The sequence below is a fragment of the Bradyrhizobium barranii subsp. barranii genome (genome assembly GCF_017565645.3).
Taxonomy (GTDB): Bacteria; Pseudomonadota; Alphaproteobacteria; order Rhizobiales; family Xanthobacteraceae; genus Bradyrhizobium; species Bradyrhizobium barranii.
Window position 1 is genome coordinate 1,571,447 of record NZ_CP086136.1, and the last position, 23,571, is coordinate 1,595,017.

At 64.3% G+C, this 23,571-nt stretch carries 23 protein-coding genes and 2 pseudogenes; 7 read left to right on the forward strand and 18 right to left on the reverse strand.

Annotated features, from left to right (window positions below):
* Window positions 1–74: 74 nt before the first annotated feature.
* The 5 genes from J4G43_RS07660 to J4G43_RS07680 form a co-directional block, all read right to left on the reverse strand.
* Window positions 75–296 carry a hypothetical protein gene (locus J4G43_RS07660; protein ID WP_028147900.1) on the reverse strand — a complete coding sequence of 74 codons (222 nt, stop codon included), beginning with the start codon at window positions 294–296 and terminating at the stop codon, window positions 75–77.
* Window positions 293–709, reverse strand: a complete 417-nt coding sequence (locus J4G43_RS07665) for a DUF5681 domain-containing protein (RefSeq protein WP_028147901.1) — start codon at window positions 707–709, stop codon at window positions 293–295. Before J4G43_RS07665 ends, J4G43_RS07660 begins: the two co-directional genes overlap by 4 nt.
* Complete coding sequence (locus J4G43_RS07670; protein ID WP_028147902.1) at window positions 706–1,197, reverse strand: DUF5681 domain-containing protein; 492 nt, start codon at window positions 1,195–1,197, stop codon at window positions 706–708. The genes J4G43_RS07665 and J4G43_RS07670 overlap by 4 nt, the downstream gene beginning before the upstream one ends.
* Window positions 1,198–1,901: 704 nt before the next feature.
* Complete coding sequence (locus tag J4G43_RS07675) at window positions 1,902–2,426, reverse strand: Cif family virulence factor (RefSeq protein ID WP_208084412.1); 525 nt, start codon at window positions 2,424–2,426, stop codon at window positions 1,902–1,904.
* A 159-nt stretch (window positions 2,427–2,585) separates the two neighbouring features.
* Window positions 2,586–3,884, reverse strand: a complete 1,299-nt coding sequence (locus J4G43_RS07680; protein WP_208084413.1) for a heme-binding protein — start codon at window positions 3,882–3,884, stop codon at window positions 2,586–2,588.
* A 472-nt stretch (window positions 3,885–4,356) separates the two neighbouring features.
* Here J4G43_RS07680 and J4G43_RS07685 point away from each other — a divergent pair, with 472 nt between their 5' ends.
* Both J4G43_RS07685 and J4G43_RS07690 read left to right on the forward strand, forming a co-directional pair.
* A complete protein-coding gene (locus J4G43_RS07685) occupies window positions 4,357–4,830 on the forward strand; it encodes an L-2-amino-thiazoline-4-carboxylic acid hydrolase (RefSeq protein WP_208084414.1) in 474 nt (157 codons plus the stop codon).
* 11 nt (window positions 4,831–4,841) lie between these two features.
* Window positions 4,842–5,087 carry a hypothetical protein gene (locus J4G43_RS07690; protein ID WP_208089262.1) on the forward strand — a complete coding sequence of 82 codons (246 nt, stop codon included), beginning with the start codon at window positions 4,842–4,844 and terminating at the stop codon, window positions 5,085–5,087.
* A 126-nt stretch (window positions 5,088–5,213) separates the two neighbouring features.
* Here the strand turns inward: J4G43_RS07690 and J4G43_RS07695 are convergent.
* Window positions 5,214–5,693 (reverse strand): annotated as a pseudogene (locus J4G43_RS07695) (tautomerase family protein).
* 344 nt (window positions 5,694–6,037) lie between these two features.
* On the opposite strand from J4G43_RS07695, the gene J4G43_RS07700 reads away from it, so the two are divergent.
* Window positions 6,038–6,280 carry a hypothetical protein gene (locus J4G43_RS07700; RefSeq protein WP_208084415.1) on the forward strand — a complete coding sequence of 81 codons (243 nt, stop codon included), beginning with the start codon at window positions 6,038–6,040 and terminating at the stop codon, window positions 6,278–6,280.
* An 11-nt stretch (window positions 6,281–6,291) separates the two neighbouring features.
* Here the strand turns inward: J4G43_RS07700 and J4G43_RS07705 are convergent, their stop codons facing one another.
* A complete protein-coding gene (locus tag J4G43_RS07705; protein ID WP_208084416.1) occupies window positions 6,292–6,759 on the reverse strand; it encodes an NUDIX hydrolase in 468 nt (155 codons plus the stop codon).
* A gap of 231 nt (window positions 6,760–6,990) precedes the next feature.
* On the opposite strand from J4G43_RS07705, the gene J4G43_RS07710 reads away from it, so the two are divergent.
* Window positions 6,991–7,413, forward strand: a complete 423-nt coding sequence (locus tag J4G43_RS07710; protein ID WP_014491815.1) for a RidA family protein — start codon at window positions 6,991–6,993, stop codon at window positions 7,411–7,413.
* Window positions 7,414–7,425: 12 nt separating this feature from the next.
* On the opposite strand, the gene J4G43_RS07715 is transcribed toward J4G43_RS07710, so the two are convergent.
* Window positions 7,426–8,514 carry an enolase C-terminal domain-like protein gene (locus J4G43_RS07715; protein WP_208084417.1) on the reverse strand — a complete coding sequence of 363 codons (1,089 nt, stop codon included), beginning with the start codon at window positions 8,512–8,514 and terminating at the stop codon, window positions 7,426–7,428.
* A 195-nt stretch (window positions 8,515–8,709) separates the two neighbouring features.
* Here J4G43_RS07715 and J4G43_RS07720 point away from each other — a divergent pair, with 195 nt between their 5' ends.
* The gene (locus J4G43_RS07720) at window positions 8,710–10,272 is read left to right on the forward strand and encodes an adenylate/guanylate cyclase domain-containing protein (protein ID WP_208084418.1); all 1,563 of its coding nucleotides are present in this window, start codon (window positions 8,710–8,712) and stop codon (window positions 10,270–10,272) included.
* A gap of 293 nt (window positions 10,273–10,565) precedes the next feature.
* Here J4G43_RS07720 and J4G43_RS07725 read toward each other — a convergent pair whose 3' ends face one another.
* The 6 genes from J4G43_RS07725 to J4G43_RS07750 all read right to left on the reverse strand — a co-directional run bounded on the left by J4G43_RS07725 (window position 10,566) and on the right by J4G43_RS07750 (window position 16,303).
* On the reverse strand, window positions 10,566–11,603 hold the full coding sequence (locus tag J4G43_RS07725; protein ID WP_225004720.1) for an ABC transporter substrate-binding protein: 1,038 nt from the start codon (window positions 11,601–11,603) through the stop codon (window positions 10,566–10,568).
* 15 nt (window positions 11,604–11,618) lie between these two features.
* Window positions 11,619–11,789 carry a hypothetical protein gene (locus tag J4G43_RS07730; protein ID WP_225004723.1) on the reverse strand — a complete coding sequence of 57 codons (171 nt, stop codon included), beginning with the start codon at window positions 11,787–11,789 and terminating at the stop codon, window positions 11,619–11,621.
* A 381-nt stretch (window positions 11,790–12,170) separates the two neighbouring features.
* The gene (locus J4G43_RS07735; protein WP_208084419.1) at window positions 12,171–13,103 is read right to left on the reverse strand and encodes an alpha/beta hydrolase; all 933 of its coding nucleotides are present in this window, start codon (window positions 13,101–13,103) and stop codon (window positions 12,171–12,173) included.
* A gap of 143 nt (window positions 13,104–13,246) precedes the next feature.
* Complete coding sequence (locus J4G43_RS07740) at window positions 13,247–13,762, reverse strand: hypothetical protein (protein WP_208084420.1); 516 nt, start codon at window positions 13,760–13,762, stop codon at window positions 13,247–13,249.
* A gap of 20 nt (window positions 13,763–13,782) precedes the next feature.
* On the reverse strand, window positions 13,783–15,405 hold the full coding sequence (locus tag J4G43_RS07745) for a flavin monoamine oxidase family protein (RefSeq protein WP_208084421.1): 1,623 nt from the start codon (window positions 15,403–15,405) through the stop codon (window positions 13,783–13,785).
* A 328-nt stretch (window positions 15,406–15,733) separates the two neighbouring features.
* On the reverse strand, window positions 15,734–16,303 hold the full coding sequence (locus J4G43_RS07750; protein ID WP_208084422.1) for an alpha-ketoglutarate-dependent dioxygenase AlkB: 570 nt from the start codon (window positions 16,301–16,303) through the stop codon (window positions 15,734–15,736).
* 79 nt (window positions 16,304–16,382) lie between these two features.
* On the opposite strand from J4G43_RS07750, the gene J4G43_RS07755 reads away from it, so the two are divergent.
* Window positions 16,383–16,523 carry a hypothetical protein gene (locus J4G43_RS07755; protein WP_007597071.1) on the forward strand — a complete coding sequence of 47 codons (141 nt, stop codon included), beginning with the start codon at window positions 16,383–16,385 and terminating at the stop codon, window positions 16,521–16,523.
* On the opposite strand, the gene J4G43_RS07760 is transcribed toward J4G43_RS07755, so the two are convergent.
* Genes J4G43_RS07760 through J4G43_RS07770 form a run of 3 tightly spaced genes read right to left on the reverse strand, consistent with a single transcriptional unit; the run spans window position 16,520 to window position 20,320 of the window.
* Window positions 16,520–18,106 (reverse strand): ATP-binding protein, encoded by a 1,587-nt coding sequence (locus tag J4G43_RS07760; RefSeq protein WP_208084423.1) that lies wholly within the window; start codon window positions 18,104–18,106, stop codon window positions 16,520–16,522. The genes J4G43_RS07755 and J4G43_RS07760 overlap by 4 nt on opposite strands.
* Entirely contained in the window at window positions 18,103–18,807 is a 705-nt protein-coding gene (locus tag J4G43_RS07765) for a response regulator (RefSeq protein ID WP_208084424.1), read from the reverse strand. The genes J4G43_RS07760 and J4G43_RS07765 overlap by 4 nt, the downstream gene beginning before the upstream one ends.
* Window positions 18,808–18,823: 16 nt before the next feature.
* Window positions 18,824–20,320 (reverse strand): DUF4153 domain-containing protein, encoded by a 1,497-nt coding sequence (locus J4G43_RS07770; RefSeq protein WP_208084425.1) that lies wholly within the window; start codon window positions 20,318–20,320, stop codon window positions 18,824–18,826.
* 189 nt (window positions 20,321–20,509) lie between these two features.
* On the opposite strand from J4G43_RS07770, the gene J4G43_RS07775 reads away from it, so the two are divergent.
* Complete coding sequence (locus J4G43_RS07775; RefSeq protein WP_208084426.1) at window positions 20,510–21,874, forward strand: glycoside hydrolase family 3 N-terminal domain-containing protein; 1,365 nt, start codon at window positions 20,510–20,512, stop codon at window positions 21,872–21,874.
* On the opposite strand, the pseudogene J4G43_RS07780 reads toward J4G43_RS07775, so the two are convergent.
* Window positions 21,850–23,471: pseudogene (locus J4G43_RS07780) on the reverse strand (ABC transporter substrate-binding protein). The gene J4G43_RS07775 and the pseudogene J4G43_RS07780 overlap by 25 nt on opposite strands.
* Between the last annotated feature and the right edge of the window lie 100 nt (window positions 23,472–23,571).

Consider the following 23,571-nt stretch of genomic DNA (forward strand, 5'->3'; position numbering starts at 1 on the left):
TGCGGCAATACGAGAGCCATGCTTCGGCGCCGATTTACAGCGATGGGGGCGCAAAGGGCGCGGCGGCTCGCGGGTCAGGTGGCGCCCGCCGCGCCCGACGCAACCCCATGGAGGGCTTCCGCGGCCCGCTCGGCCTCGACAAAGCGCTGCCCGGTAGCCTCCAGAACTGCATCCAAGCCGCATACCGCGCGCAGCCTCCGAATCGTGACATCGCAGTAGGCCGGATCGATCTCAATGCCATATACGCCGGACAGTTCGTCGTCAATCTTATCGGTGCGATCATTGCCATCATTCAATGTTCTTTCATGGCGGCAATCAGCGGGTCCTCCTTCAGCTCAGGGTTGGTCCGAAAGCGGCTCAAGAACATCTGCTGCGCGATATATTGTTCGTCAGGCATAGTTTCAGGCACAACCAAGAACCCGACGTTGCTTTCCTGGGGCAGCTGCCGCTCTCGGTATTCGCCGAGCCATTTCGCGGCCTGCAAATGTCCGGTCATGGCGAGATTACGCATCGAAAGCAGCAAGAGCTCGACCGTGTTGAGCTCAATTTGCCGGCCGCTGTGCTGAACCTGATGCCGTTCGCTCGCAATTTTCCGTGTGATCGCCTTCTCGCCGAAAGCTCCCTTTGGGCGGCCGGCAGCGCGCTTTTGCCCGCGCCCGAACTGCGTCCCCGATGGGCGGCTGCGCCCCGTTTTTGAATCCTCGCTCATGGCGGCATCACTCCCGCTTCGTCGCAGAGGCGCTCAAGCTCGGTCCTGGTCTCCTCGTACTGTTTGCGGCCCCAGGCGATGTGGCGCTTGGTCCAGTTCTCGGGAACGCCGTACTTCTCCAAGAGCAGCCACGCCATTCGCGATGGCATACGGCTCGTCGGAAGATTGACCACGCCGCAAACGCGTTCAGTTGCAAAGCAATTATGCTTTTGGAAAAGGCCGAGCAGATGAGCGGTCGCTCTGAAGTCCTTTTTCTCCAGCGCACGCTTCAAGATCTGCCGGATCTCAACTTCCTTGGCCGACATCGCCTGCACACGGCCGGCAACACTGACCTGAAACGTCTCATTGAGAATACTCTCTAGATCAACGTGAACAGGCCCCGACTTTTTCCGGCGACCACCAGGGTTGCCGGATTGGCCTTTCTTGAACTGGCTTTGCTTAGGCGGGCGCTTGTAACCGATCGAGTAGTCCTTCTGTTTATGATCCATGACGCCTCACAAGGCTGCCTTCCCGCTTGAGCAGGGCACAGCTGATGGATGTAAGAATGTGGGAAGCGTACGAAAACGCACGGGTCCGGTTTACCGAAACCACGCAATCTGCCCATGCAGCGTCGAGGTACCCTAAGATCAGCTCCGGCCCATGCCGGCTCTCTGTCACGACGGGAAAGAACATCACGGCCCATGCCGCAGCTCCATCTCCCATCTCAGGCAATAGGTATCTAGCGTGATCGGCCGAGAAATTCAACTGCTGCATCCATGATCGTGCCCAACCGGGCGCGAAGCTTTCCCTGCATGCCCTGCCAAAATTCCCTGCTAACTCAGCATCCCGATTCCTGGATAAATGACTGAATCACCGCAGGAATCGCGGCATGGGCAGCCGTTTGCGGGCTCCAAATCGGCTTTTTTCCCAGTAAATTCCCTGATTTCAGGGAAATTGCGCCCGAGACCGGTTCGCAGCAGACTGCCTGCACCACCATCCTTCGCTCGCGATAGCGAGAGAAGGATGCCACGCCGAAGCCCAGAGGGCGCAGGCGGGCTGCAGCTGCGAGCTTCGGCCAGCCAAGCCCAAACAACCTGCCATTGCGAAGCGTGCGTGTAGCCCGGATGGAGCGAAGCGCAGTCCGGGGTGTATCCTCTCCGACGCTGTCCCGGATTGCGCTGCGCTCCATCCGGGCTACGATTCTGGATCGCGGCTATTTCAGTTCCGTGTTCGCGACCGGCAGGACGGAGGCGACGGACCAGCCGTTCGCATCCCGCACGTAGGTCTGGCTGATCAGAAACGTATTCTGTTGAGCTGGCTTGCCGGGAAGGCCGCGCGTGAAGACGATGGGAACGAGGACCTGCATGACCTCGTTCGAGATCACGGCGACGTGGAATTTCGACATGTCGGGTTCGAGGTGCCAGGTGCCCTCGTAGTAGCCCTTGAAGCGGTCCGCGACCGCATCTCGTCCTCTCGTCTCGATACCTCTCGCAAACAACAGCACGCCGGGCGAATTCCACAGCATGGCCTTCACATCGTTCGCGTTGTGCGCGTTCTGCGCGGCAATGAACTTTTCGAAGATGGTTCGCGCCTCGGCATCATCTGCCGCGGCCAGCGCCGGCCCGGTGGACCAGGCTGTCGCGGCGAGAAACAGCGCTGCGGCAATTGCCGCAACATGACCGCGCCGTGCAACTCGTCGTAGCCTGATGGAGCCGCGGGACATCTTGGAAGGGGGCATGATCATCTCTCTTTTGGATGACAATGATCATACCATTGATCGCCGCGCCGGCTTTTCAGGATCGCGCGAGCGGCGGTCACCGTTGCATCACGGATGCGTTGGTTCACGCCACGTCCGATGCCGCGGACGTGGCGCATCGTCGTCACACCGCCACTCGCCTCACGTCAGCGGCAACAGATGATCCGGGATCGGCACGGGTGCTGCCGGCACGAGCGATGCGACCGAGACGTGCGGCCAGGTCAGCCCGGCGAAATCCAGCATGACCTTCTGTGAATACTGGATCTGCGTCGTCGCCACCCTGACGTGGCCGCCCTTGAATCCCTTGTTGGGCACGAACGGGATCGCGGCGACGAAGCTCGGAACCAGCGGCACGTTGCTCCTCTGGCGCGGTTGCAGGATCACCGGCGGCGTTCCCGGCGGCAGGGCCGGCACGTCGATGTCGTAAACCACCGTCTCGATCCAGAACACTGCGTCCATCTGGAAGGCGTTGGCGTTCGAGCCATTGCCGCCCGGCGTCGGAACGGGCAAGCCCTGAAGGAACGCGATGTTCGCGGCGCCGCCGGCAAAGCTCGGCGCCTGCGGATGCGGGCCGGGCGAGGGGATGGCCGGCAAGGGGCCGCCGGACAGCGGCGTGCCGGGCTTCGTGGATGTCTCGATGACGATGGTCTGCGTGATGGTCTGATGCGCGATCTGATTGCGCAGCACCGTGTTCGGGTCGGTGATCATCGCCTGGGTGAGCTTGCCGGAGGCCATCAGTGCGGTCAGATCCTGAGGTAACCTGCGGGTCGTGTTGTTGGCCGCGGTCTGATTTTGGAAGAGGATCTTGTTGCCCGGATTGCCGCCGATGAACGGGGTGATGTCGATTGCCGCGATGGTCGGTTTGCCGGCAACCGGAGGCAGCGCGGTGCCTTGCGCGACGATCGTCGTGCCGTGCGGGATCGACGCCATGCGCGCAACGGTGAACGGCTCGTGCGGAATGGTGGTGGCCGGCACCGCCAGCCAGATGCCGGGTTCGAAGTGAATGCCCACGGGCGTTCCCGTGGTGATGTCGTTGATGGTCTGGAGGTATGGCACGCCGTTGAGGAATGCATCCGCCTGCTGCAGCGAGCCGCGATTGGGAATCGAGCCGAGATTGTTCGAGAACGACATCGTCTCGTCGGTGAGATTCAGCTCCAGCACGTTGTCGTCGGGGTCGGTGGTGTTGATCGGCCCCGGCATCGGCGTCGGCGTGATCTTGCTGTCGGGCCGGAAGATCGTATTGAACCCCTGTCCTGTGAAGGTGCCCGCGAAGGCCGACAGCGGACCGAGGATGGGCGGCAAGGTGACCGGCGGACGCGCAGCTCGGGCGGCGGCCCCCGCGGCGGGCTGCGCGGCGTCCCTGAACACCTCGTCGACCTCGTGGATGGAGAAATTCGCGGTCTTGGTGAATGCACTGGTGAGTGGTTTGGGCTCGTCCATGGTGATTCCTCGCGATGCTGCAGCTGTCGATGCCGGCATTTCCCCGGGCCGGCTGTCCGGGCAGGTGAATCCTGCGCTATTGCGCCTCGTGATCCCGATCGCGTCTCGTGATCCGCCCGATGCCGGGCATGACAACATCGTTCACGCGCGCTCATGCGCGCGGGCCGACTACGAACATCGATCGGCCCTACGTTGTCGGCCGGGCCGGATACTGTACGGATCTGCGTGAATCGATCGTGATTTTCAACTTGCGGTTCGGGCAAATGTGCGGTCGGGAAATAGCCGGGCCCTGCGAACTGAGCGAAGCATTGCTTCCTTCTCCGTGCTCGAAAATGAGATCATCAAAATGGATGTCGGGCGCCTGGCCGGCTTCGGTTATGCTGGGCTATCATACAACCTTAAGATGGTCGCAAATGTGTGCCAGGTCACAGGGCCAAAGAGTCGCAGCAACGAGAGACGAGCGAGGCTGCCCATGAGCGTTTCCGTCATCGAGCAAGCAAAAATCCAGGCGCAGGTGCTGGTGCCGCTGGTCAAGGCATTGCAGGCCGAGCTCGGCGAGGCGCGCGCCAACGCGCTGGTGCGCAAGGCGCTCGGCGATCTCTATCGCGGCTTCGGTGAGGAGTTCTGGAAAACGAAGAACGAGACCGATCTCGGCAACGCTGTATCGTCGGCGTTCAAGACCTATGCCCGCGACGACGCGCTCGCCTATGACGTCGTCGAGCAGACGGCGGACACCTTCGCGTTCGACGTGACGCGATGCGCCTATGCCGAGTTCTACAAGGCGCTGGGCGAACCGGAGTTAGGCTTCCTCCTGGTCTGCACCGCCGATTTCGCGACCGCGGAAGGGTTTGGTCCCGACGTCAGGCTCACGCGCACGCAGACGATCATGCAGGGCGCCAGCCATTGCGATTTTCGCTACCGGCGCGACGCCGGGAGATCACAGTGAAGGGAATGCAAATGATGCGGGCAAGCTGCCTTGCCATGGCTGCGCTGGCGCTGATGGCATCACGCGCCGATGCGGCGATCATCGACTGGCAGGCCGAGCTCCAGCGCTGCCGCGTGCTGCGGCAGAACGTGGCGCCGCTGCTTCAGGCCGGCGAGGGGATATCCGCCGTCGGCCGCTCCAACAGATCCGTCCGTCGCTGCATCTGGATCCAGCGCATGGCGGTGCGCAAGAAAATCCCTGGCGCGGAGGTGTGGTAGCAGGCGCCCGTCAGGTGGACTGGCTCTTCTGCCGGAGCAGCAGGTCCTTCAGTCCTGTCGGATAGAGGCTCGGTCCGCCCTGCGGAGCGGCGTCTTGCGTCGATCGACAGTCTTGCGGGCGTCGCCTCAGCCGGCGGACACGCCCGGCTTGAACAGGGCTCCGACCGGCAGCTTTTCCTGGAGGTCATACGAACTCGGCCGGTTCTCCTTGACCCATCTTTTTTCGGCGTGGGATTCGAATGGCGGCGGAATTTGCCCCTGAATCGACCAAAGGTCGGCCGGTAGCTCGTCGATGGTGACCTCCCAGTCGTATCCCCGGTCCTTGACGTAGGGCGCGATCAACTTGTCGACGGCTTTCACCCACCATTCCCTGATGACGGGGCCGGGCATTGTCCTCGCCATGTGGTCGATCTTGAAGCGGACGAATTTCTCGTGCGAAGCTCCGCCGACATAGACCGAACCTGCGGCGACTTCCTAGAAGATCATCACGGCGTAGAATTTCGAGATGGGAATCCTCGCATACATTGCGGTGACCTTCTCTGCGAATTCCTTCTTGTCATGAGCCGAGTAGGCCCCGACGGGGTGATAGACTTTCCACAACGGCACTCGAGTTCTCCTTGACGTTGGCTGGTTCTTAGGGAAGCCCGCGCAGCATTTGGTATGATGGGGATAATATCACTGACTGCGCCGTCGGCTCTTCAGGATCTGGCGATCCGCGGTAACCGCTGAATCACGTCTGCGTTGGCTCAGCCTTGTTGGGGCCGCCACAGCTGGGCGAGCCGGAGCTCGGCTTTTCTCCTTTGTCTGCACTTCCGACTTCGCGACTGCGGAAGGGTCCGGCCCCGACGTCAAGCTGACGCGGGCGCAGACCATCATGCAAGGCGCGCGAGCCATTGCGACTTCCGCTACCGGCGCGACGCGGGGGGATCACAGTGAAAGGAATGCGAACGATGCGGGCGACCTGTCTTGCAATGGCTGTGCTGGCGCTGATGGCGTCACGCGCGGATGCAGCGGTGATCGACTGGCAGGCCGAGCTCCAGCGCTGCCGGGCGCTGCGCACGAACATCGCGCCGCTGCTTCAGGCCGGCGAGGGGATATCCGCCGTCGGCCGCTCCAACAGGTCCGTCCGTCGCTGCATCTGGATCCAGCGCATGGCGGTGCGCAAGAAGATCCCCGGCGCGGAGGTTTGGTAGCCAGGCGCCCGTCAGGCGGACTGGCGCTTCCGTCGGAGCAGCACATCCTTCAACCCGTTCGGATAAAGGCTCGGCCCGCCCTCGACGTCGAGCTCCGCAAGATCGAACCAGCGTGCGACGATCTCTTCGCCGTTATCCTCGCGGAAGTCGATGCGATCCCGGCCGCTGAACGCGCCGTCTGGAAGCGCGACCTCCGCAATGAACATCACCTCGTGCCCGGTCGATCCCTCGTGCAAAAAAATGTTCTCCATCACCAGCGGCTCGCCGATGATCGTGATGTCGATGCCGAGCTCTTCGTGGAATTCGCGCAACAGCGCAGTTCGCCAGCTCTCGCCAAACTCGATCTCGCCGCCGAGCGGCCTGACGCCCTTGATCCGCCCCGCATCGTCACGCACCTCGGCCGCGAGCAGGCGCCCGTCCCGCCAGTGCAGGCCGAGCGCGACGACGCGGATGTGAGGGTGGGGCCGCCATGTGGACATGGGGGCATCGTTATCGTGCCCGCCGCCGCTGCGCAATGCGCGGTGGCGAGGCCTTGTCGGGCCGGATGCGCACTGCCTTCGGCATGCAGATGCTTCGCAGCCTTGATCCGTGACTCGCCGCCTGCCATTGTCCGGTCATCCATGACGGCGACGAGCCTGGTGAGATACAATTTGCGGCGTTCGGCGAAACGTGTCGCTTCGCCGGACGTGAGCAGAAGGCAGGTTTCCGAGATGAGCAGCGTGAACAAGCCCGGCGGCAACTATTTGCCGGTGATCATCCATGGTGGAATTGCGTATGTCAGTGGTCAGCTGCCGCGTCGCGGTGAGGACCTGCTGTATGCGGGCAAGGTCGGCGCAAATGTCGATATCGCGGCCGCGCAGGAGGCCGCTGCTCTCTGCGCCGATCTCTGCATTTCGGCCATCAACCACGCAACAGGCGGAGAGGACAGGATCGTCCAGGTCCTGCAGCTCGTTGGATACATTGCTTCAGCGCCTGGATTTACCCAGCAGTCGCAAGTCATGAATGGGGCCTCCGACCGGCTGATCGAGCGCTTGGGCGATCGCGGTCGTCACACGCGCACGTCTGTCGGCGTCGCCGAGTTGCCGCGGGGCGCTCCCGTCGAGCTGAGTATGATTGCCGCTGTTCGGTCGTAAGAGGCGGTCTTATCAGACGAGATACTTCTTCACCGCCGCCTCGTCCCAGGCAATCCCGTTACCCGGCTCCTCGCCCGGCAGGGCAAAGCCGTCCTTGATCTGCAATCGTGTCGCCAGCACCGCGTCGGCCCAGTCGACATATTCCAGCCAGTGCGCGGTCGGCGTCACGCAGAGCAGGTGCGCGCTCACTTCCGAGAACAGGTGCGTCGACATCTCGATGCCGGCGGCATGTGCGAGCGCGGCGGCGCGGAGCCACCCGGTGACGCCGCCGATGCGCTGGACATCGGGCATCACGTAATCGCAGGCCTCCGCGGACAGCGCTGATTGCATCGAGAAGGCGCTGTCAAAATTCTCGCCGATCTGGACCGGCGTGCGGAGCGCATCCGCAATGCGCGCGTTACCAGCGTAATCGTCGTGGCGGACCGGCTCCTCGATCCAGGTCAGCCCCTCGTCGTCGAGCATCTCGCCGCGGCGGATGGCCTCGGTGACCGTCAGGGCCTGGTTGTAGTCGCACATCAGCGTGACCTGATCGCCGACGGCCTTGCGCACCGCGCGCACCACGGCGAGATCCTCCCGCGCATCGGGCCGGCCGACGCGGATCTTTGCGGCGTGAAAACCTTCGGCCAGCAGCTTGTGGGCTTCGTCCACGGCGGCGCCCGCCGGCATGATGCCGAGCCCCTTCGAATTGTAGGCCCTGACCGGCTTCGGCGCGCCGCCGAGCAGGCGCGCGAGTGGCAAGCCCTTGCTGCGCGCCAGCGCGTCCCACGCCGCCATGTCGATGCCGGATTGCGCCAGCCGCTGCAGGCCGGCGAGGCCGAGCAGGGTGAAGCGCTGGGTCAGCTTGCGCTCGATCTCGAACGGCAGCAGCTCGTCGCCGGCAATGAGCTCCGACATTTCCGTGACCATCGCCGTCAGCGGCTTCAAGGCCGAAGGCGTGATCGAGAACAGATAGGCATGCCCCACCGCGCCCTGGTCGGTCTCGCAGTCGATCAGCACCAGCGGCGCCTTTGCGACCGCGCCGGTCGAGGTCTTGAGCGGCAAATTCATCGGCACGATCACGGGGCGCGCATTGAAGCGCCTGATGCGGACGGTCTCGGTCATATGGAGGATCTCCCGGCGGAGTGAATGCAGGTTCATACCGATCTTAAACAATCGCCATGAAACGAAAAGCCATTTGCTGCGACCCACCATGAAATGGGGTTGCGCGGCCTCGCATTTGCGGGCTCTGTGCCGCCGCAAGCTCTTGCCGCGAATTCCAGGGATTTGCGACAAGATCGCACACGACGGAGCCACAGGGTGAAACAAGAGATCTCCGAAGAACAGCGCAAGAGCGGCATCCTCACGGGGGCCGTGATCGCCTTGCTCCTGCTCGCTTTGCCGGTCGCGGTGTGGCTGGACCTGACCGACCTCAGCAAGACCGCGCTGCGCCGGCAGGCCGCCGACCTCAACTCGGTGATCACGAGCGTGCGCAGCTACTATGCGTCCAACGTCGTCGGCCGCATCCTGGCCAATCCTGATGGCACCACCAGGGTCGTGCACAATTACGAATCCGTCCCCGGTGCGATCCCGATCCCGGCGACGCTGTCGCTGGAGCTCGGACGGGTGATCGGCGCGCAGCAGGAGAACATCACCTACCGCTTCGTCTCGGATTTCCCGTTCCAGAACCGCGCCGCGCACCAGCTCGACAAGTTCGAGAAGGACGCGCTCGACGCGCTTCGCAAGGACCCCGAGCAGAAGATCGTCGAGACCGAGACCTCGCTGTTCTCCGACAAGGTCCGGCTGGTCGCGCCCGTCACGATGGGCCCGGCCTGCGTCAGCTGCCACAACAGCCACCCCGAGAGCCCGAAGAAGGACTGGAAGGTCAGTGACATCAGAGGCATCCAGGAGGTGATCATCGCGCAGCCGATCGCCGCCAACATCTTCTCGTTCAAGTTCCTGCTGGCCTATTTCCTGATCGCCGCGGGCTGCGGCCTGTCGTTCCTCTCGCTCCAGCGCCGACAGGCCGGCCGTATCAAGGGCATGAACAAGGAGCTCGAATCCGCCAACGACTTCCTGGCTTCGTTGTCGATGAAGATCTCGCGCTACATCCCGCCCCAGGTCTACAAGAGCATCTTCAGCGGCCAGAAGGACGTCACCATCCACACCGAGCGCAAGAAGCTCACGATCTTCTTCTCCGACATCCAGAATTTTACGGCGACCGCGGAGCGGCTGCAGCCGGAATTGTTGACCCAGCTCCTCAACGAGTATTTCACCGAGATGTCGGCGATCGCCCATGAATATGGCGGCACCATCGACAAGTTCATCGGCGATGCCATGCTGATCTTCTTCGGCGACCCCGAGACCAGAGGCGACCGTGCGGACGCTGAGGCCTGCCTCCAGATGGCCTGGCGCATGCAGCAGCGTCTTGCCGAGCTCAATGCGAAGTGGCGCGCCTCCGGCATCGAGCAGCCGTTCCGCTCGCGGATGGGCATCAATTCCGGCTATTGCAATGTCGGCAATTTCGGCAGCAGCGACCGCATGGACTACACCATCATCGGTGCCGAAGCGAACCTCGCCGCGCGCCTGCAATCGATCGCCGAGCCCGGCGGCATCGTGCTGAGCTACGAGACCTTTGCGCTGGTCAGCGACATCGTCCGCGCGCACGCGCTGCCCGCGATCACGATGAAGGGCATCAGCCGCGAAATCATTCCCTATTCGGTCGACGCGCTCAACGACGCGGCGGCGGAGCGGAGCGGGGTCATCACCGAGCGCGCGCCCGGCCTCGAGCTGTATCTCGACCCTGCCGTGGTGAAGTCAGGCGATGCCGCGCGCGTCCGCTCGCTGCTGGAAAACGCGCTGGCTTCGCTGAAGCCGGCGTGAAGGTGCGCGCAGACTTGCGTAGCCGCGTTTCTGATTGAGAGAGTCCCCGTGCGGACCCCTCTCCCTAACCCTCCCCCGCAAGGGGGGAGGGAACGCATTTGCGCGTGCGGTTGGATTGAGGTGCTGACAATTGGCTTTGGTCCTGTGAACTCATTGAGCTTGTGAGCCCAGCCTTCGCCGCGCGGCACACTGCGCTCCCTCCCCCCTTGCGGGGGAGGGCGGGGGAGAGGGGTGGCCCAGCAAAAGGTGCGTGCCTGAACGCCGCGCTGCACCAACCAGCGTCGACGCGAGACTCACCGCGCCGCCCCTTCCGTGAACGCGGTCTCGATCACATCGCCAAAAGGTTGCCAGGAACGGCCGTCGAACTGGACAAGCCGCATCTGCTTGATCGGCAGGTAGCTGTTGGGCGAGGTGCTCATCCTGATGTTGGGCAAGGCAACGGAGGGCTGCTGATCCCTCAGCGAAGCCGCCTGACGCATGATGTTCTCGCGCGACAGGTCGTCGCCGCATTGCTTCAGCACCTGCGTCAGCGCCTCGGCGGCGCCGTAGCCGTAGACCGCGGCGCTGTTGTTGGTGCTTTCGACGTGGTGGTACTTGTCCATGAAGGCGAACCAGTCCTTCATGGCGGGGTCGTTCTTCCATGCGGGGTCGCTCGGATCCTTCAGGAAAGCCGCCGAGATCACGCCGGCCGAATTCTCCAGGCCCGCGGGCGCCATCGCGTTAGCGATCGAGGCGGAGGCGTCGTTGACGATGATGACCGGGCGCCATTTGAGCGAGGCCGCCAGCTTGATCACCTTGGACGCCGTCGACGGCACGCCGAGGAAGACGAAGATGTCGGCGCCGGCGCGCTTGAGGATCGAGACGTGTCCTTCGAGATGCTCATCGGCAATGTCGAAGGCGATGTCGACGAGGACGAGGCGGTTCAGGTCGCCGAGACCTTCCTGGATGCCCCTGTAGAGCATGCGTCCGAACTGGTCGTTCTGCCAGAGCACCACGATCTTCTTCTTGGGGTAATAGGCCTGGATATAGTTGGCATAGATGCGCCCCTCCGACCGGAACGACGGCTGCCAGCCCATGGTCCAGGGAAACGCCTTGGCCTGGCTCAGCTCCTCGTCGCCGGATGCGACGAACAGCTGCGGGATTCTCTTCTCGTTCAGGTACCAGCGCGTGGCGATATTGCCGGGCGTGCCGAACGAGCCGAACATCAGGTGCACGTCGTCCTTCTCGACCAGATTGCGCGTCAGCTCCAGCGCGGTGGCCGGATCGGAATTGTCGTCGCGCGTGATGAAGCGGATCTTGCGGCCGTTGATGCCGCCGCGCGCGTTGACCATGTCGAAATAGGCGGCTTACGCCTGGCCGATGGCGCCGAATTCCGAGAGCGGTCCCGAATACGGCATGACGTTGCCGATGCGGATTTCATCGCCGCTCGCGGGTTGTTCGGCGTGTTGCTGGGACATCGCGCCAAGCGACGCGATAGCGATCATCGAAACGAACAGCATCCTGCCGATGACGCGCATGCTCGATACCTTGATATTGGCCCCTCCAAGAGGTCGGCTCAATCCGCACCAAGTCCGCTTGATCTACGTCAAGCGTTTGTCAAAGCTGTGGCTTGATCGCCCGCTTCAAGGCGACGCATCGCGAACGAAACGACAGCCGTGTTGACGGGCCATCAATCGACAGAGCGTGCCGTGTGGCACCCCTCTCCCTAACCCTCCCCCGCAAGGGGGGAGGGAACGCATCTTTCGTTTGGCGAGTGACTCCATTCATTAGCGCGTCGGCGATGAGGGCACAGCGTGGCCACGTGCTCCGCTGCGCTCCCTCCCCCCTTGCGGGGGAGGGCGGGGGAGAGGGGTGGCCCAGCAAAAGGTGAAAGTCGTCGCGCCGCCCGCAACGCGCCGCTACGGCAGCTCCCGCGCCTCGAGCTGATGCACCAGCAGCAGCGTCGGTTCGGCGAGGCTGTCGCCGGAGCCGTCGAGGCCGAAGGCGGCGGCGATGCCGTCGCGGCTGCGCATCAGCGTGCTGCGCGGGCAGTGGCCGGCGCCGCAGAGGGTCTTCTTCAAGGTCTCGCCCTGCGCCACGAGGTTCGCGGGATCGTTCGCGGCCCAGGCCAGCACGATCGGCGCGTCGACGTTGAGGATGCCGGGGAAGACCGACCGCTTGTCGTATTGGGTGGGGTCAGTGCCAAGATAGGCCTTCTCGCTGTCGCTCGCGTCCTTGCCCGCGCGGTAGATCCCGGACACCAGCACGACGGCGGCGACATCGGCGCGGTCGGTCTGGAATTCGGGATGCGCCAGCAAGGTGGCGACATGGAAGGCGCCGGCGCCGTAGCCGACCGCGACGATCTCGCGGGCATCGCCATTGAACAGGTCGATATTGCCGTGGACCCAGGATAGCGCCGCCGCGACGTCGGTTGCACCCATCGGCCAGGTCGCCGCAGGCGCAAAGCGATAGTTGACGCGCACGCCGATCATGCCGTTGCGCGCGGCAAAGCACATCGCCTGGTCCTGGACCTCGCGGGACAGGTCCGGCGCGCCGCGATCGCCGGTAAAGGTGTCGCCCCCCACGAACAGCAGCACGGGCCGGGGCGTATCCGCCTTGGTCTCGCTGCTGGTGGCGACGTCGAGCACATTGGCCTCGCTGTCGCCGTAGCGCAGCCCGCGCGAGAAGGAGATCTGCTCGCACAGCCGCGCGGTGCCACCGGCGGTCGTGTCGTTGTCGGTGAGGCCCACCCGGACGAGATTGGACGGCCCCGTGAGCCGCGCCGGCAACGGACCGTGTGCGGAGGCTGCCGTCATGCCCAGGATGAGAAAGAAAGCGAGATAATTCTTCATGTTGGTATGTTGGTGCCGGCCCTGCGTGCCCGATATGGGTTCGCGCGTTTGGCCCGTCTTTTCAATTCGCCTTATTAGTTAGTTGGTCTTGAGGCGATTTCACGGCACCCGGTTTCTTGCCCATGTTCTTGCCCATGCGCGGTTCAATTCCCCGGCTGGAAGGTGCAGTCGGCTCCGCTCCCGTCCTTGCGGCGGATGGCATTGGGGTCGATCGTGCAGCTCAGCTTGCTCAGGCTCTCGAAGTTCGATCCCGCCGCACCATCGGGCGGAATGCCGGCGAGCGCTTCGGTCGCGAAAATTTCATTGGCCGTCGAGCCGTTCACGGTCCTGCTCTTCTTGCCGAAGGTCAGCTCGCAATTGCGTAGCGTGATGTCGACATTGCCGGTGCGGCAGACGATTCTGTCCACGGTCACCACGATTGGCTTCTTGTAGGGAATCTCGGCATTGGCGGCGAACAGCATCGCCACCGCCTTCCTCTCGGCGCCGGTCAGGTCCGGCGACAGCGGCGCGATCACGCCCGCGAGCGCCAGCGCCGTCGAGCCCGAGACTTTTGCAGGCGTCGCCCCCGAGGCTCCGGCGGCGTTGAAGGCGCCGGCAAAAGCGAGCGCGGCGACGATGCGGGCCCAAATCCTGGATCGGGCCCTTGTCGTGAATGTCATTCGCGTCGCTTCCTCTCCGGTCACGGCTTCGCCGCCGCAAGGCGCCCCGAGCCTATGACAGAATTGCTAGTCCGGGCAGTGCCAAGCGCTTCAGGCTGCTTGTCGATCGCCTTGATGATCGCAGCCGCCGCCGTCTGGCCGGACTGGAGAGCGCCTTCCATGTAACCGAAATAGGCAAAGCAGGTGTGCTCACCGGCAAAGAACAGGCGGTCCTCGAAGCCCCTGGCGAGCAGCGGCCCGGCGCGGCAGACCTCGCCGGGGGCGGGACAGGAATAGCCGGCGGCGGTCCATTCGTCGCGCGGCCAGGCCATGAACTCCGGTTGATCGGCCAGATGCGCGACATAGCCCTTGTAGACGCTGCCGATCTGCTGCGCGTAGAACGCGTCGACCTGCGTCTGGTCACCGGGCCGGTAGTGCTTGAGAGCTTCCGCCGCGACGTCGGCGCCGGCGAACAGGCTGAGCTCGACCGGGTGCTCCGGCGGGGCGATCTGGTTGTCCGTCCCTTCCCAGGTGACACCGAACTGGTTCGAGATGGCGGTTGGGGCGAGGCCCTCGCCGATCCAGAAGCGCTTCTTGAGCGGGCTGAGATATTTCACCGCCGTCCCCATCGTGACGTAGTAGTCGTGCGGCAGGTGGGGCGTGATCGTGATCTTGGCGTTGGGTGAGTCCGGCCACAGGCTCGGGGGTATCGCGAGCACGGCATAATCGGCGGCGAAGGGCGCGCGTGCCGTTCCGTTGCCGCAGGGGCTGAATTCCAGGGTCACTCCTTCGCTGTCGATGCGGATGGCGCGCACCGGCGTCGACAGGTTGGTGCTGGCGCCCTTGTCCTCGATGTCCTGCGCGAGACGAATGGCGAGCTCCTGATTACCTTCCGAGCAGCGCAAAGTCTCGGTCTGGGTGAAGAAGGCGTCGATCTGGTCCTTCATCCGTCCGCCCGCGACGACGGCCAGATTAGCAAGAAGGCTCTGCTTGGTGGTCGGCTGGCCGGCGTCGTTGGAGAACTGCTCCTCCATGGCGTGCTTGGTGAGCTTCGAGCAGTCGAGGCTGGCGATCCACTCCGCAATCGTCCTGGCGTCGAGCTTCCTTGCACCCTTGGCGCGCCAGGGCTTGTCAGGCTTGACCCGGCCGGCCCACCGGCTGAGCTTGCCGAAAGCGTCGTCCATCTCGTGATAGACCCGCTTCATCTGGCCGTCGGAGAGCTTGTGGCCGTCGAGAAACACCGGCATGTCGAGCTCGAGCGCGTCGAAATTGGTGTCCGAGGTGATGACGGAGAGGCCGAGCTCGAACCGCTTGGCATATTTCAGCCAGAGCGGATGGTTGTAGCCGATCAGCTCGCCGCCGGCCTCGACGATCCCGCTCGGCTTCTTCTTGCTGAGAACGCGGCCGCCGAAGCGGTCGCGGGCCTCGAACAGCGTCACCTCGCAATGCGCGACGAGCTCGGAGGCCGCCATCAGGCCGGCGAAGCCGCCGCCGATGATCGCGACTTTCGGGCGTCGCACCGCCAGCGCGCGGAGCGCGGTGGGTGAGCGGATCGTGGGTGGGGTGGGTTGAAGGGCGAGCTTGTCCTTGACCCGCCGCTGGCGCTCCGCCCCCGAAATCCTGGGCCCGTAACGCCGGTGCAGCCGCGCAAACAGCGAACGCATCGCGAGCTTCCCTTGAAAATGTCTTCTGCCGGGACGGCGCCGTGCCGCGCCCTGAAATGCTGCAACATCGGTTAAAAATAGACCGGCTGATAGAAGCGAGATTAACTTACAATCTTGCGGAGAGTCGAGTGGCGGCTTCTCTTCCGCCCGAAATCTTGCCCCAGGCCCGCAATTGAAGGGAAAATCCGCGAACCGCGCGGCGATTGCGTGGCGCGGCTGTTTTGGTCCGACGTGTCAAACATTTGGGGCGCGCGACCGCGGCCGCATGCCGGCCGCGCGTTCTACTGTGCATGGGGTTGTTTTCGCAATTTTAGTTTTGGACCGGCCGTTACACCCGCTGCATCGTCCGGAAGGTGATGGAATAGCGGCGTGCCTCGACCGGCGGGATGCTGTGCTCCCATTGCGAGCGCGCCTCGCGGTCCATCAGGTAGAGCGAGCGCGGCAGGGCTTCGAGCGCGTGGCGCTCCCATTTGTCGCCGCTGCGGCGGCGGAAGCGGAATCTGCACGGTGAGCCCAGCGACAGGCCGAGGATCTCCTTGAAATGCGGCTTGTCGCGGTGCCAGCCGATGCCGACGCCGGTGTCATATTCGGTGCAGAGCACCTGCCGGACGCTGCCGGCGGCGAGGCCCGCCCAGGCCTCGACCTGCCGCGCGACGGGCAGGACCCAGTCCGGGATCGGCTCGGCCTCGGCCAGCCGTTGCAGCGAATAGTCATAGCGATAGCCGAACGACGCCACCCGGCGGTTGCCCTCGAAGGCGCCGAACTGGAAGCGCTGCAGCGGCAATGCTGCGATGCGGCCGATCAAGTCCTGCTCGACGGCGGCCTCGACGAAGTCATCGGTATAGCGAAGCCCGGCAGGACCGGCTTGCGGTTCGGCGAACAGACCAAGTTGCGTCATTCCTCGCATTTCCGTGATGGAACCTATTGGCGGCTGAAGCGACTTACATAGGACACGGAAAAAAACGTGCGAGGCTGTCATGGCAGAGAAGCATACCGCCGATCCGGCAGAGATCATGCGGGCGACTGGTCATCCTGAGCTGGAATATGCCGCCGGCTGGACCATCGCCGGTCTGGTCACCATCGGCACCATCGTCGCCGCCTGGGTGTTCGCGATCTAGGCGATCGGAAACTGGAGCTCGAAGGCCGCGCCCTCGTCGGTCGGCTTCAGCTTGATCGAGCCGCCATGGCTCGCCATCACCGCGCGCGCGATCGCCAGCCCCATCCCGGTGCCACCCTGGTCGCGGCGGGTCGTGAAGAACGCATCAAAGATCCTGTCGCGGTTCGGCGCCGAAATCGGCTCGCCGTCATTGCTGACCGTCACAAGCAGGGTCGTCCGCTCGTCCACCGCCTCCAGCCTGATGGTCCTCGCCCTGTGCCGCATCGCGTTGTCGGCGAGATGCGACAGCACGATCAGCGCCTTCTCGCCGGACATGCCGATCGTCCGGTCGAGGCGGCCGCTGGCCTCGATTGAGCTGGCTGGAAACCGGCTCCGGAGGTCGGCGATCACGGGCGCAAGCTCAGTGCGCTCGTTCTGCGGCAGGCTCTCGGCGCGGGCGAGCTCGCGCAGCCGCTGCGCCATCGCCTCCAGCCGCTGCGTGTCCGACAGGATGTTGGCGATGAACGTCTTCTGCTCGGCCGGCGTCAGGCCTTCCGGCTTTCCTTGAAACGAATCCTGCAACAGCTCGGCCGCGCCCTTGATCGAGGTCAGCGGCGATTTCAGCTCGTGAGTGAGGTGGGCCGAGAACGTCGCGATATAGTCGGAGCGCCGCGCCAACTGCTCGGCCATGCCGAGAAAGCTGTGCGAGAGCTGGGCGAACTCCCGGGTTCCGTAATGCCGGAGCGGCCGAAACGCCTCGCCGTCGCCGCGGCCGATCCGCGCGGCGCGGTCGATCAACTCGCGCATCGGCAGCGTGATGGTGCGCGAGAATACGAGGCCGATCGCGATGGTGCCCAGGATCACGGCGAGCCCCGCCAGCACGAACTTGGCCCGCTCCTGGTAGAGATGGTCAAAGATGTTGCTCGGCGTCCGCGTGGTGTAGATCACCCCGGCGACGCGGTTGTTGACGATGACGGGCATTGCCGAGAACACGTGCACGCCGAGGCCGCGGCTGAACGAATAGATTGGGGGCGGCGGCCGATCCGGGACGCGGTTGCGCAGCGTGGCGCGGTACTGCCCGTGCAGCGCGTCCGCGACCTCCTCGATATGGGCGAGCGATTGCCCGACCTCGTAGCGCCCGGCGATCACCACGCCCTGCGGATCGAGGATGCGAAAGCCCGCCAGCGTCACCTTCTGGGTCTCGCGGATGATCGGCGTCAGTCTTGCGCCGATCTCGACATAGGCTGGCTGCGCCGGCTGCGGAGCAGCTTGCGCATCGGGCCGCCGCCGCAAGAGATCGTTGGCGGTGAGGTCGAGCGCGGGACGGATCGGGGTGACCTGGTCGCCGGGGTCGGGCAGCACGTTGGGCGGCACCTCGGCGCCGAGCGTCAGGCCGCTGTCGAGCCGCGCCGTGACCTCCTGCGCATAGATCGTCGCCAGCACGCGGCTCTGCGCAATCAGCTCGGCCTGGGTCTGGCGGATCAGCTGGTTGTCGTAGAGGCGGAAGAAGAACAAGCCGACCAGCGGCAGCACGCCGACGGTCGCCAGCACCGTGAAAATCACGAGGGTGAGCGACGGCCGCCATTTGTCGGGCGCCGCGCTCATGCCTCTTTCTCGCAGCGGCCGAGCTTGAATCCGACGCCGTGGATGGTCTCGATCACGTTCTCGCAATCGTGCGCCGCGAGCTTGGCGCGGATGTTGCGGATGTGGCTGTCGATGGTGCGGTCGGAGACCTGGATGTTGAGCTGATAGGCCGCGCGCATCAGCTGCTCGCGGTTGAACACCGAGGTCGGCCGGGTCAGGAAGGCGCGCAAGATGCCGAACTCGATGGCGGTCAGTTTCAGCGGCGTGCCGGCAAAGGTCGCGACATGCTGCTCGGGATCGATCAGGAGGCCGCCTTGCGACAGTGCGGCCGGCCCCGCCTTGGCCTCGCCATTGCGCGGGCTGAGGCGGCGCAGGATGACGTTGACCCGCGCCACCAGCTCGCGCGGGCTGAACGGCTTGGTCACGTAATCGTCGCCGCCGATCTCGAGGCCAAGGATGCGGTCGATCTCCTCGTCGCGCGCCGACAGGAACAGGATCGGCACGTCGGAGGTCTTGCGCACCTCGCGGCAGACATCGAGCCCGTCGAATTCGGGCATTCCGATGTCGAGCACGATCAGGTCGGGCCTGTCGGCGGCAAAGCGGGCGAGTGCCTCCTTGCCGTCGCGCGCCTCGACCACGTCCATGCCGGCCTTCTTCAGGGCGACGCGGATGACCTCGCGGATGTGGCCCTCGTCGTCGACGATGAGAATGCGATGCGCCAAGAACCTCTCCGCTTCCTCAGCCTGCCTGCTGATCCTTCGCCGGCGCGTCCAGCCTGCGCTGGAGCCGCCAGCTCCGAAAGCCCCAGCTCCGCCAGGCCAGATCCTGGCGCTGCTGTTCTACAAGGCGGTCGCGGCGCGACACAAGGCAGCTCTCGGGGGCGCCGGGCCGGAGCAGAAGCGCCTTGTCGATGGCGGGCAGCGCCTGCGGCCCGAGCGTCAGGAGATAGTTGATGTCGATCTGCACGCCCTTGCCCGATGCTTCCCGGCTGTGGACGACATTGTAGTCGGCAATGAACGCATCGAAGTTCACGAGCGAGCAGCTATAGAGCACGACCGTCAGCGCGATCAGATTGGCACCGACGAGCCATTGGTTGGACCGGTTGAGCGCGATGCGCGCCACGATCAGGACCAATCCGAGCGCCACCAGCCCCATCCAGATGAAGGCCGCGATCCGCCAATAGGTCAGCATGTAAATGTCGACATAGAGGTCGAGGCGGAGGATGGAGGAGGCGACGAGCAGCACGTTCTGCCCGACCCAGAGATAGACCAGCGGCCGGATCACTTTCGATTTCTCGGCCGCCCCGCCCGGGCGCATCGCCACCAGCACGAAGGCGGCGGCGAGCAACGCGGTCGCTATCAGCGGATAGGCGCCGCGATGGGCGTAGGCCGCATAGGTCAAATTGTCGGGCAGCGCCACATGGCCCCAGAGATAGATGCCGTCGAGGATGGATTGCGCGGCGAACAGCAGGTTGAACAGGATCAGCGAGCGCAGAATGGTGGAGGGGTTCAGAAATTCGGCCGAGACCAAGGGCGGGAGCGGGGGCGGCACAGGGCCATCGGCAACGGCGGTGGTGACAATCGTCTGGCGCCGCCAGCGCACATGAATGAACGGCCAAACCAGCGCCAGCATCATGGCCCAGAACAGCAGGCGTGGGATGCTGATATATTCGAGGATGAGCTTTGGATTGAGCAGCGACACCCACTGCTCGATCACCGGATTGGCCGCAGCGAACAGTGCGACGAAGACGGTGCTGAGCGCGGCAGGCATCAGCCAGAGTGCAATGCCGCGGGTGAACGCCGACATGTTGAAGATCTGGAGCGCCTCGAGGAAGAACCTGAAGGGCCCGAACAGGACAAAGTTGCGCAGCGCGCGGGCACGCTCAGCGAACCCGGTCGTTTCAGGATTGGTCGCGATCAGAAGCGCAATGGTCAGCGCCATGGTGAGGATCAGGAAGGACAGCATGTTCAGCTCCTCGACGGCCGGAACGAGGCCGGCGACGAGTATGGCCCCGCCGATCATGGCGCGCCGCAGATCCAGGGCCGCATGATTGAAGAGCACCGACACGCAGGCCGTCGCGATCGCAAAGAGCGTCAGCGACAGCCCGATCCGCTGGCCGTAGAACAGCCAGTCGGCGAGCGCGGCCAGCACCAGCGCGAGGCCGACCTTGGCCGGGATCGAGGAATGTCTGATCGGCTGGATTTCCGCTGCTATCGTCGAAGCCAGGCTCGTCATGTCCAAATGACCTTTCGTGATGGGTGGCATCACGAAGTCTGAACGGCGCTTGTGCAGAAGGCGGGACCATCGTCTGCACGGTTTCAGGAGTCTTTTGCAGTTTTCGTGCAGGGGCGCGTTTGCCGCTCGCACAGCGTGATTCGCTTTGATAGGTGCGAAGCATTCGCCACTCATAGCGTGTGACGCATCATGCAATTCTTCGGTCGTATTGGTCTCATCCTGCTCTGGCTGGCCGCGCCGCTCGTCGCATTCGCGGCCGCCAACAAGAACGATCCCTATCTGGTCCCACTGCGCGGCGCGGGAAACCTCGCGCTTGTCGTCGCAAGCCTCGCGATCGTCATCCTGCTGCTACGCAGAGGGCGTTGGCGTACCGTCGCGGGCAAGCTGCTCGTCGTGCTCTGGTGCCTGCCGCCGGTCCTGATGTCCGCGGCGCATCTGAAGTTCGAGCTGCGCAAGCACCACGTGCTTGCCGCGAGCGCCACCGAGGCGCGTCAGCTCGGGCCTCACTTCATGGTGGGCTATTCCTCCTTTCCCGAGGTTGCGCGCCTTGCCGAGCAGGGCTTGATCGGCGGCGTCTACGTGACCCGGCGCAACATCCGCGGCCGGACCGTCGAGACGTTGCGCACCGAGATTGCGGCGCTCCAGGACAAGCGGCGCGTCGCCGGCCTGCCGCCGCTGGTCGTTGCGGCAGACCAGGAGGGCGGCATCGTCGGACATCTCGCGCCGCCGCTGACGAAGGTACCGGCGCTGGCGACGCTCAGCGGGCTCGCTCCCGACGACCAGCAGGCCAGGGCCGAAGAGTTCGGCCGCATCCACGGCCGCGAGCTCGCCGGGCTCGGCGTCAACCTCAACCTCGCGCCGGTGCTCGACCTCAAGCCGCCGGTCCGGCGCAATCGCCTCGACTTCCATACACTGATCGGCCAGCGCGCGATTGCGACCGACCCTGCCGTCGTCAGCACGATCGCGAGCGCCTATGTGCGCAGGCTGGAAGAGTCAGGCGTCGGTGCTACGCTGAAGCATTTTCCCGGCATCGGCCGCGTCCGCACCGACACGCATCATTTCAGCGCCAATCTCGATACGCCGGTTAGGGAATTGGAGGCAACCGACTGGCTGCCGTTCCGCGAGGTGCTGTCGCATTCGCGCAGCGCGCTCATGGTTGGGCATGTGACGCTCACGACCGTCGATCCCGATCGTGCGGCCTCGCATTCGAAACGCGTCGTCGAAGGGATCATCCGCGACAAGTGGGGTTACCAGGGCATGGTGATGACCGACGACCTCGTGATGGGTGCGATCTACCAGCACGACGTCTGCAAAGCCGTGGTCGAGGCGATCAACGCCGGCGTCGATCTGCTGCTGGTTGCCTACGACGGCGCACAATTCTACCGGATCTTCGCCTGCGCGCTGGATGGGGCGCGGCAGGGCAAGCTCGACGCCGCGATGCTGCGCACGAGCGCGGCACGGTTGGCGCGGGGCTTCCCGACCCAGCAGGCGCGAGCCGCCTCGGACGTCATCCGCGTTGTCGACCGGCATCAGCCCTTCGCGAACTGGCGGTAGTCGGGTTCGCGGTGAAACCAGAACTCGTAGCCGGTGATGGCCTTCTGCATGGCGACGTCGTGGATTGGCTGGTTGAGCGGAACGACGGGAACGTCGCGCATGCAGAGCGCGATGAAATCCTTCACGCACCGGTCGTATTCCGCCGCATCCGCCGTGAAGCGCGCCTTGTCGATCAGCGCGTCCATCGCCTTGTTCTGGTATGACGAGATGTTGAAGATCGAATTGTTGCCGTGGAAATTCCAGTAGAAATAGTACTCGGGATAATCGAGCCAACCGCTGAAGCGGTTGAGCGCGAGCGGCAGCTCCTTCTTGTTCAGCGTCGTGCGCCAGTTCGCGCCGGGGATTTTTTCGATCGACGCCTTGATGCCGATCTTGGCCAGACTCTCCTGGATCAGGATGGCGGTGGGCTCGCCGACGGTCGCAGTCCCCGTGTCGAGCGACAAGGTCGTCTCCAGGCCGGACTCGAACCCTGCTTCCTTCATCAGTGCTTGGCTTTGTCGAGATCGGTGACATAGGGAGAGGGCTGCGGCCACACCGGTTTTGAAACGTCCGCCGCTCCGCCGTACATCGGAACCGCGCGTCCAAAGAACGCGCTGCTCTGGATTTGCTCATACGGCATCGCCCAGGCGACGGCTTGGCGCAGCTTCACATTGTCGAACGGCGGCTTCGCCGTGTTCAGCGCGACGTACCAGAGCGCGTTCGGGATCGGCACGCCTGATACCTTGACCTTGCTTTCCCGAATGATCTGCTCGAAATCACGCGGCGCAAAGCCGCTTGAGATGTCCGCATCGCCCCGCTCCAGCATCGCGCGGCGGGTGCCGGCCGAGGGGACGTCGCGCGCGATCACGCGCTTGATCTTCGGTAGCGGACCACTTTTCCAATCATCGAAACGCGCCAGCACGGTTTCGCTGCCGGGCTTCCAGCTTTCGATCCTGTAGGCGCCGCCGCCGGCCTCGTTGGTCCTGAGCCAGGCGAGCGCCCATGGGTCTTCCGCCGTCGCGTTCTTCTTCGCGAGCTCGGAATTGATGATGAAGGGCACGACGACGGCGACATTGAACAGCAGCATCTTGTCCTTGCGGACATAGTCGATGCGGAAGGTGTGATCGTCGACCACCACGAACTGCTCGGGCTTCTCCAGCGAACCCGCCGACATCTGGAAGGTCGGAAAGCCGCCGACCCTCACCGCGCGGTCGAACGACCATTTGACGTCCTTGGCGGTAACAGGCGTGCCGTCGTGGAATTTCGCGTCCTTGCGAAGCTTGAAGGTGCAGGACATGCCGTCGGCGGCGACTTCCCAGCTCTCGGCGAGTTCGGGCGCGAGCTTTTCGCGATCATAGGACACGGTCCCGTCGGGCAGCGTCTTGGAGGCGTAAGTGAGCAGGCGGTCGTAACAGTTCCAGGACAGGCCGTTCACGGTCTGGTTGGAGCCGACGCCCTGCATGTCGAGCGAGTTCGGCCCGAGCTCCTGCACCACCAGCAGCGTCTCGCTACGCCCTTGGGCAGTGGCGAAGCGAGGTGCGATGGCGGTCAATCCAGCTGCGCCAAGGCCTCCCAGCAACACATTGCGGCGGCTGATGTCGAAAGACGATGCATTCATCGATGCCTCCTTGAGCCAATTGCGACCAAAGGAAGCAAGCGCCATGCCAGTAAATGCGACGCATGGTGTCGCAGCCCGCTGTGCCCGCGGAACGGTCCGG

Excerpts from the sequence above, each read along its gene's own strand:
- J4G43_RS07680 (WP_208084413.1), bottom strand. The coding sequence starts at position 3,884 with ATGGACGAGCCCAAACCACTCACCAGTGCATTCACCAAGACCGCGAAT.
- J4G43_RS07745 (WP_208084421.1), bottom strand. The coding sequence starts at position 15,405 with ATGCGTTCGCTGTTTGCGCGGCTGCACCGGCGTTACGGGCCCAGGATT.
- J4G43_RS07735 (WP_208084419.1), bottom strand. The coding sequence starts at position 13,103 with ATGAAGAATTATCTCGCTTTCTTTCTCATCCTGGGCATGACGGCAGCC.
- J4G43_RS07690 (WP_208089262.1), top strand. The coding sequence starts at position 4,842 with ATGATGCGGGCAAGCTGCCTTGCCATGGCTGCGCTGGCGCTGATGGCA.
- J4G43_RS07705 (WP_208084416.1), bottom strand. The coding sequence starts at position 6,759 with ATGTCCACATGGCGGCCCCACCCTCACATCCGCGTCGTCGCGCTCGGC.
- J4G43_RS07685 (WP_208084414.1), top strand. The coding sequence starts at position 4,357 with ATGAGCGTTTCCGTCATCGAGCAAGCAAAAATCCAGGCGCAGGTGCTG.
- J4G43_RS07715 (WP_208084417.1), bottom strand. The coding sequence starts at position 8,514 with ATGACCGAGACCGTCCGCATCAGGCGCTTCAATGCGCGCCCCGTGATC.
- J4G43_RS07725 (WP_225004720.1), bottom strand. The coding sequence starts at position 11,603 with ATGGTCAACGCGCGCGGCGGCATCAACGGCCGCAAGATCCGCTTCATC.
- J4G43_RS07665 (WP_028147901.1), bottom strand. The coding sequence starts at position 709 with ATGAGCGAGGATTCAAAAACGGGGCGCAGCCGCCCATCGGGGACGCAG.
- J4G43_RS07770 (WP_208084425.1), bottom strand. The coding sequence starts at position 20,320 with ATGACGAGCCTGGCTTCGACGATAGCAGCGGAAATCCAGCCGATCAGA.
- J4G43_RS07675 (WP_208084412.1), bottom strand. The coding sequence starts at position 2,426 with ATGCCCCCTTCCAAGATGTCCCGCGGCTCCATCAGGCTACGACGAGTT.
- J4G43_RS07775 (WP_208084426.1), top strand. The coding sequence starts at position 20,510 with ATGCAATTCTTCGGTCGTATTGGTCTCATCCTGCTCTGGCTGGCCGCG.
- J4G43_RS07730 (WP_225004723.1), bottom strand. The coding sequence starts at position 11,789 with ATGCGCGTCATCGGCAGGATGCTGTTCGTTTCGATGATCGCTATCGCG.
- J4G43_RS07750 (WP_208084422.1), bottom strand. The coding sequence starts at position 16,303 with ATGACGCAACTTGGTCTGTTCGCCGAACCGCAAGCCGGTCCTGCCGGG.
- J4G43_RS07755 (WP_007597071.1), top strand. The coding sequence starts at position 16,383 with ATGGCAGAGAAGCATACCGCCGATCCGGCAGAGATCATGCGGGCGACT.
- J4G43_RS07760 (WP_208084423.1), bottom strand. The coding sequence starts at position 18,106 with ATGAGCGCGGCGCCCGACAAATGGCGGCCGTCGCTCACCCTCGTGATT.
- J4G43_RS07670 (WP_028147902.1), bottom strand. The coding sequence starts at position 1,197 with ATGGATCATAAACAGAAGGACTACTCGATCGGTTACAAGCGCCCGCCT.
- J4G43_RS07710 (WP_014491815.1), top strand. The coding sequence starts at position 6,991 with ATGAGCAGCGTGAACAAGCCCGGCGGCAACTATTTGCCGGTGATCATC.
- J4G43_RS07740 (WP_208084420.1), bottom strand. The coding sequence starts at position 13,762 with ATGACATTCACGACAAGGGCCCGATCCAGGATTTGGGCCCGCATCGTC.
- J4G43_RS07700 (WP_208084415.1), top strand. The coding sequence starts at position 6,038 with ATGCGGGCGACCTGTCTTGCAATGGCTGTGCTGGCGCTGATGGCGTCA.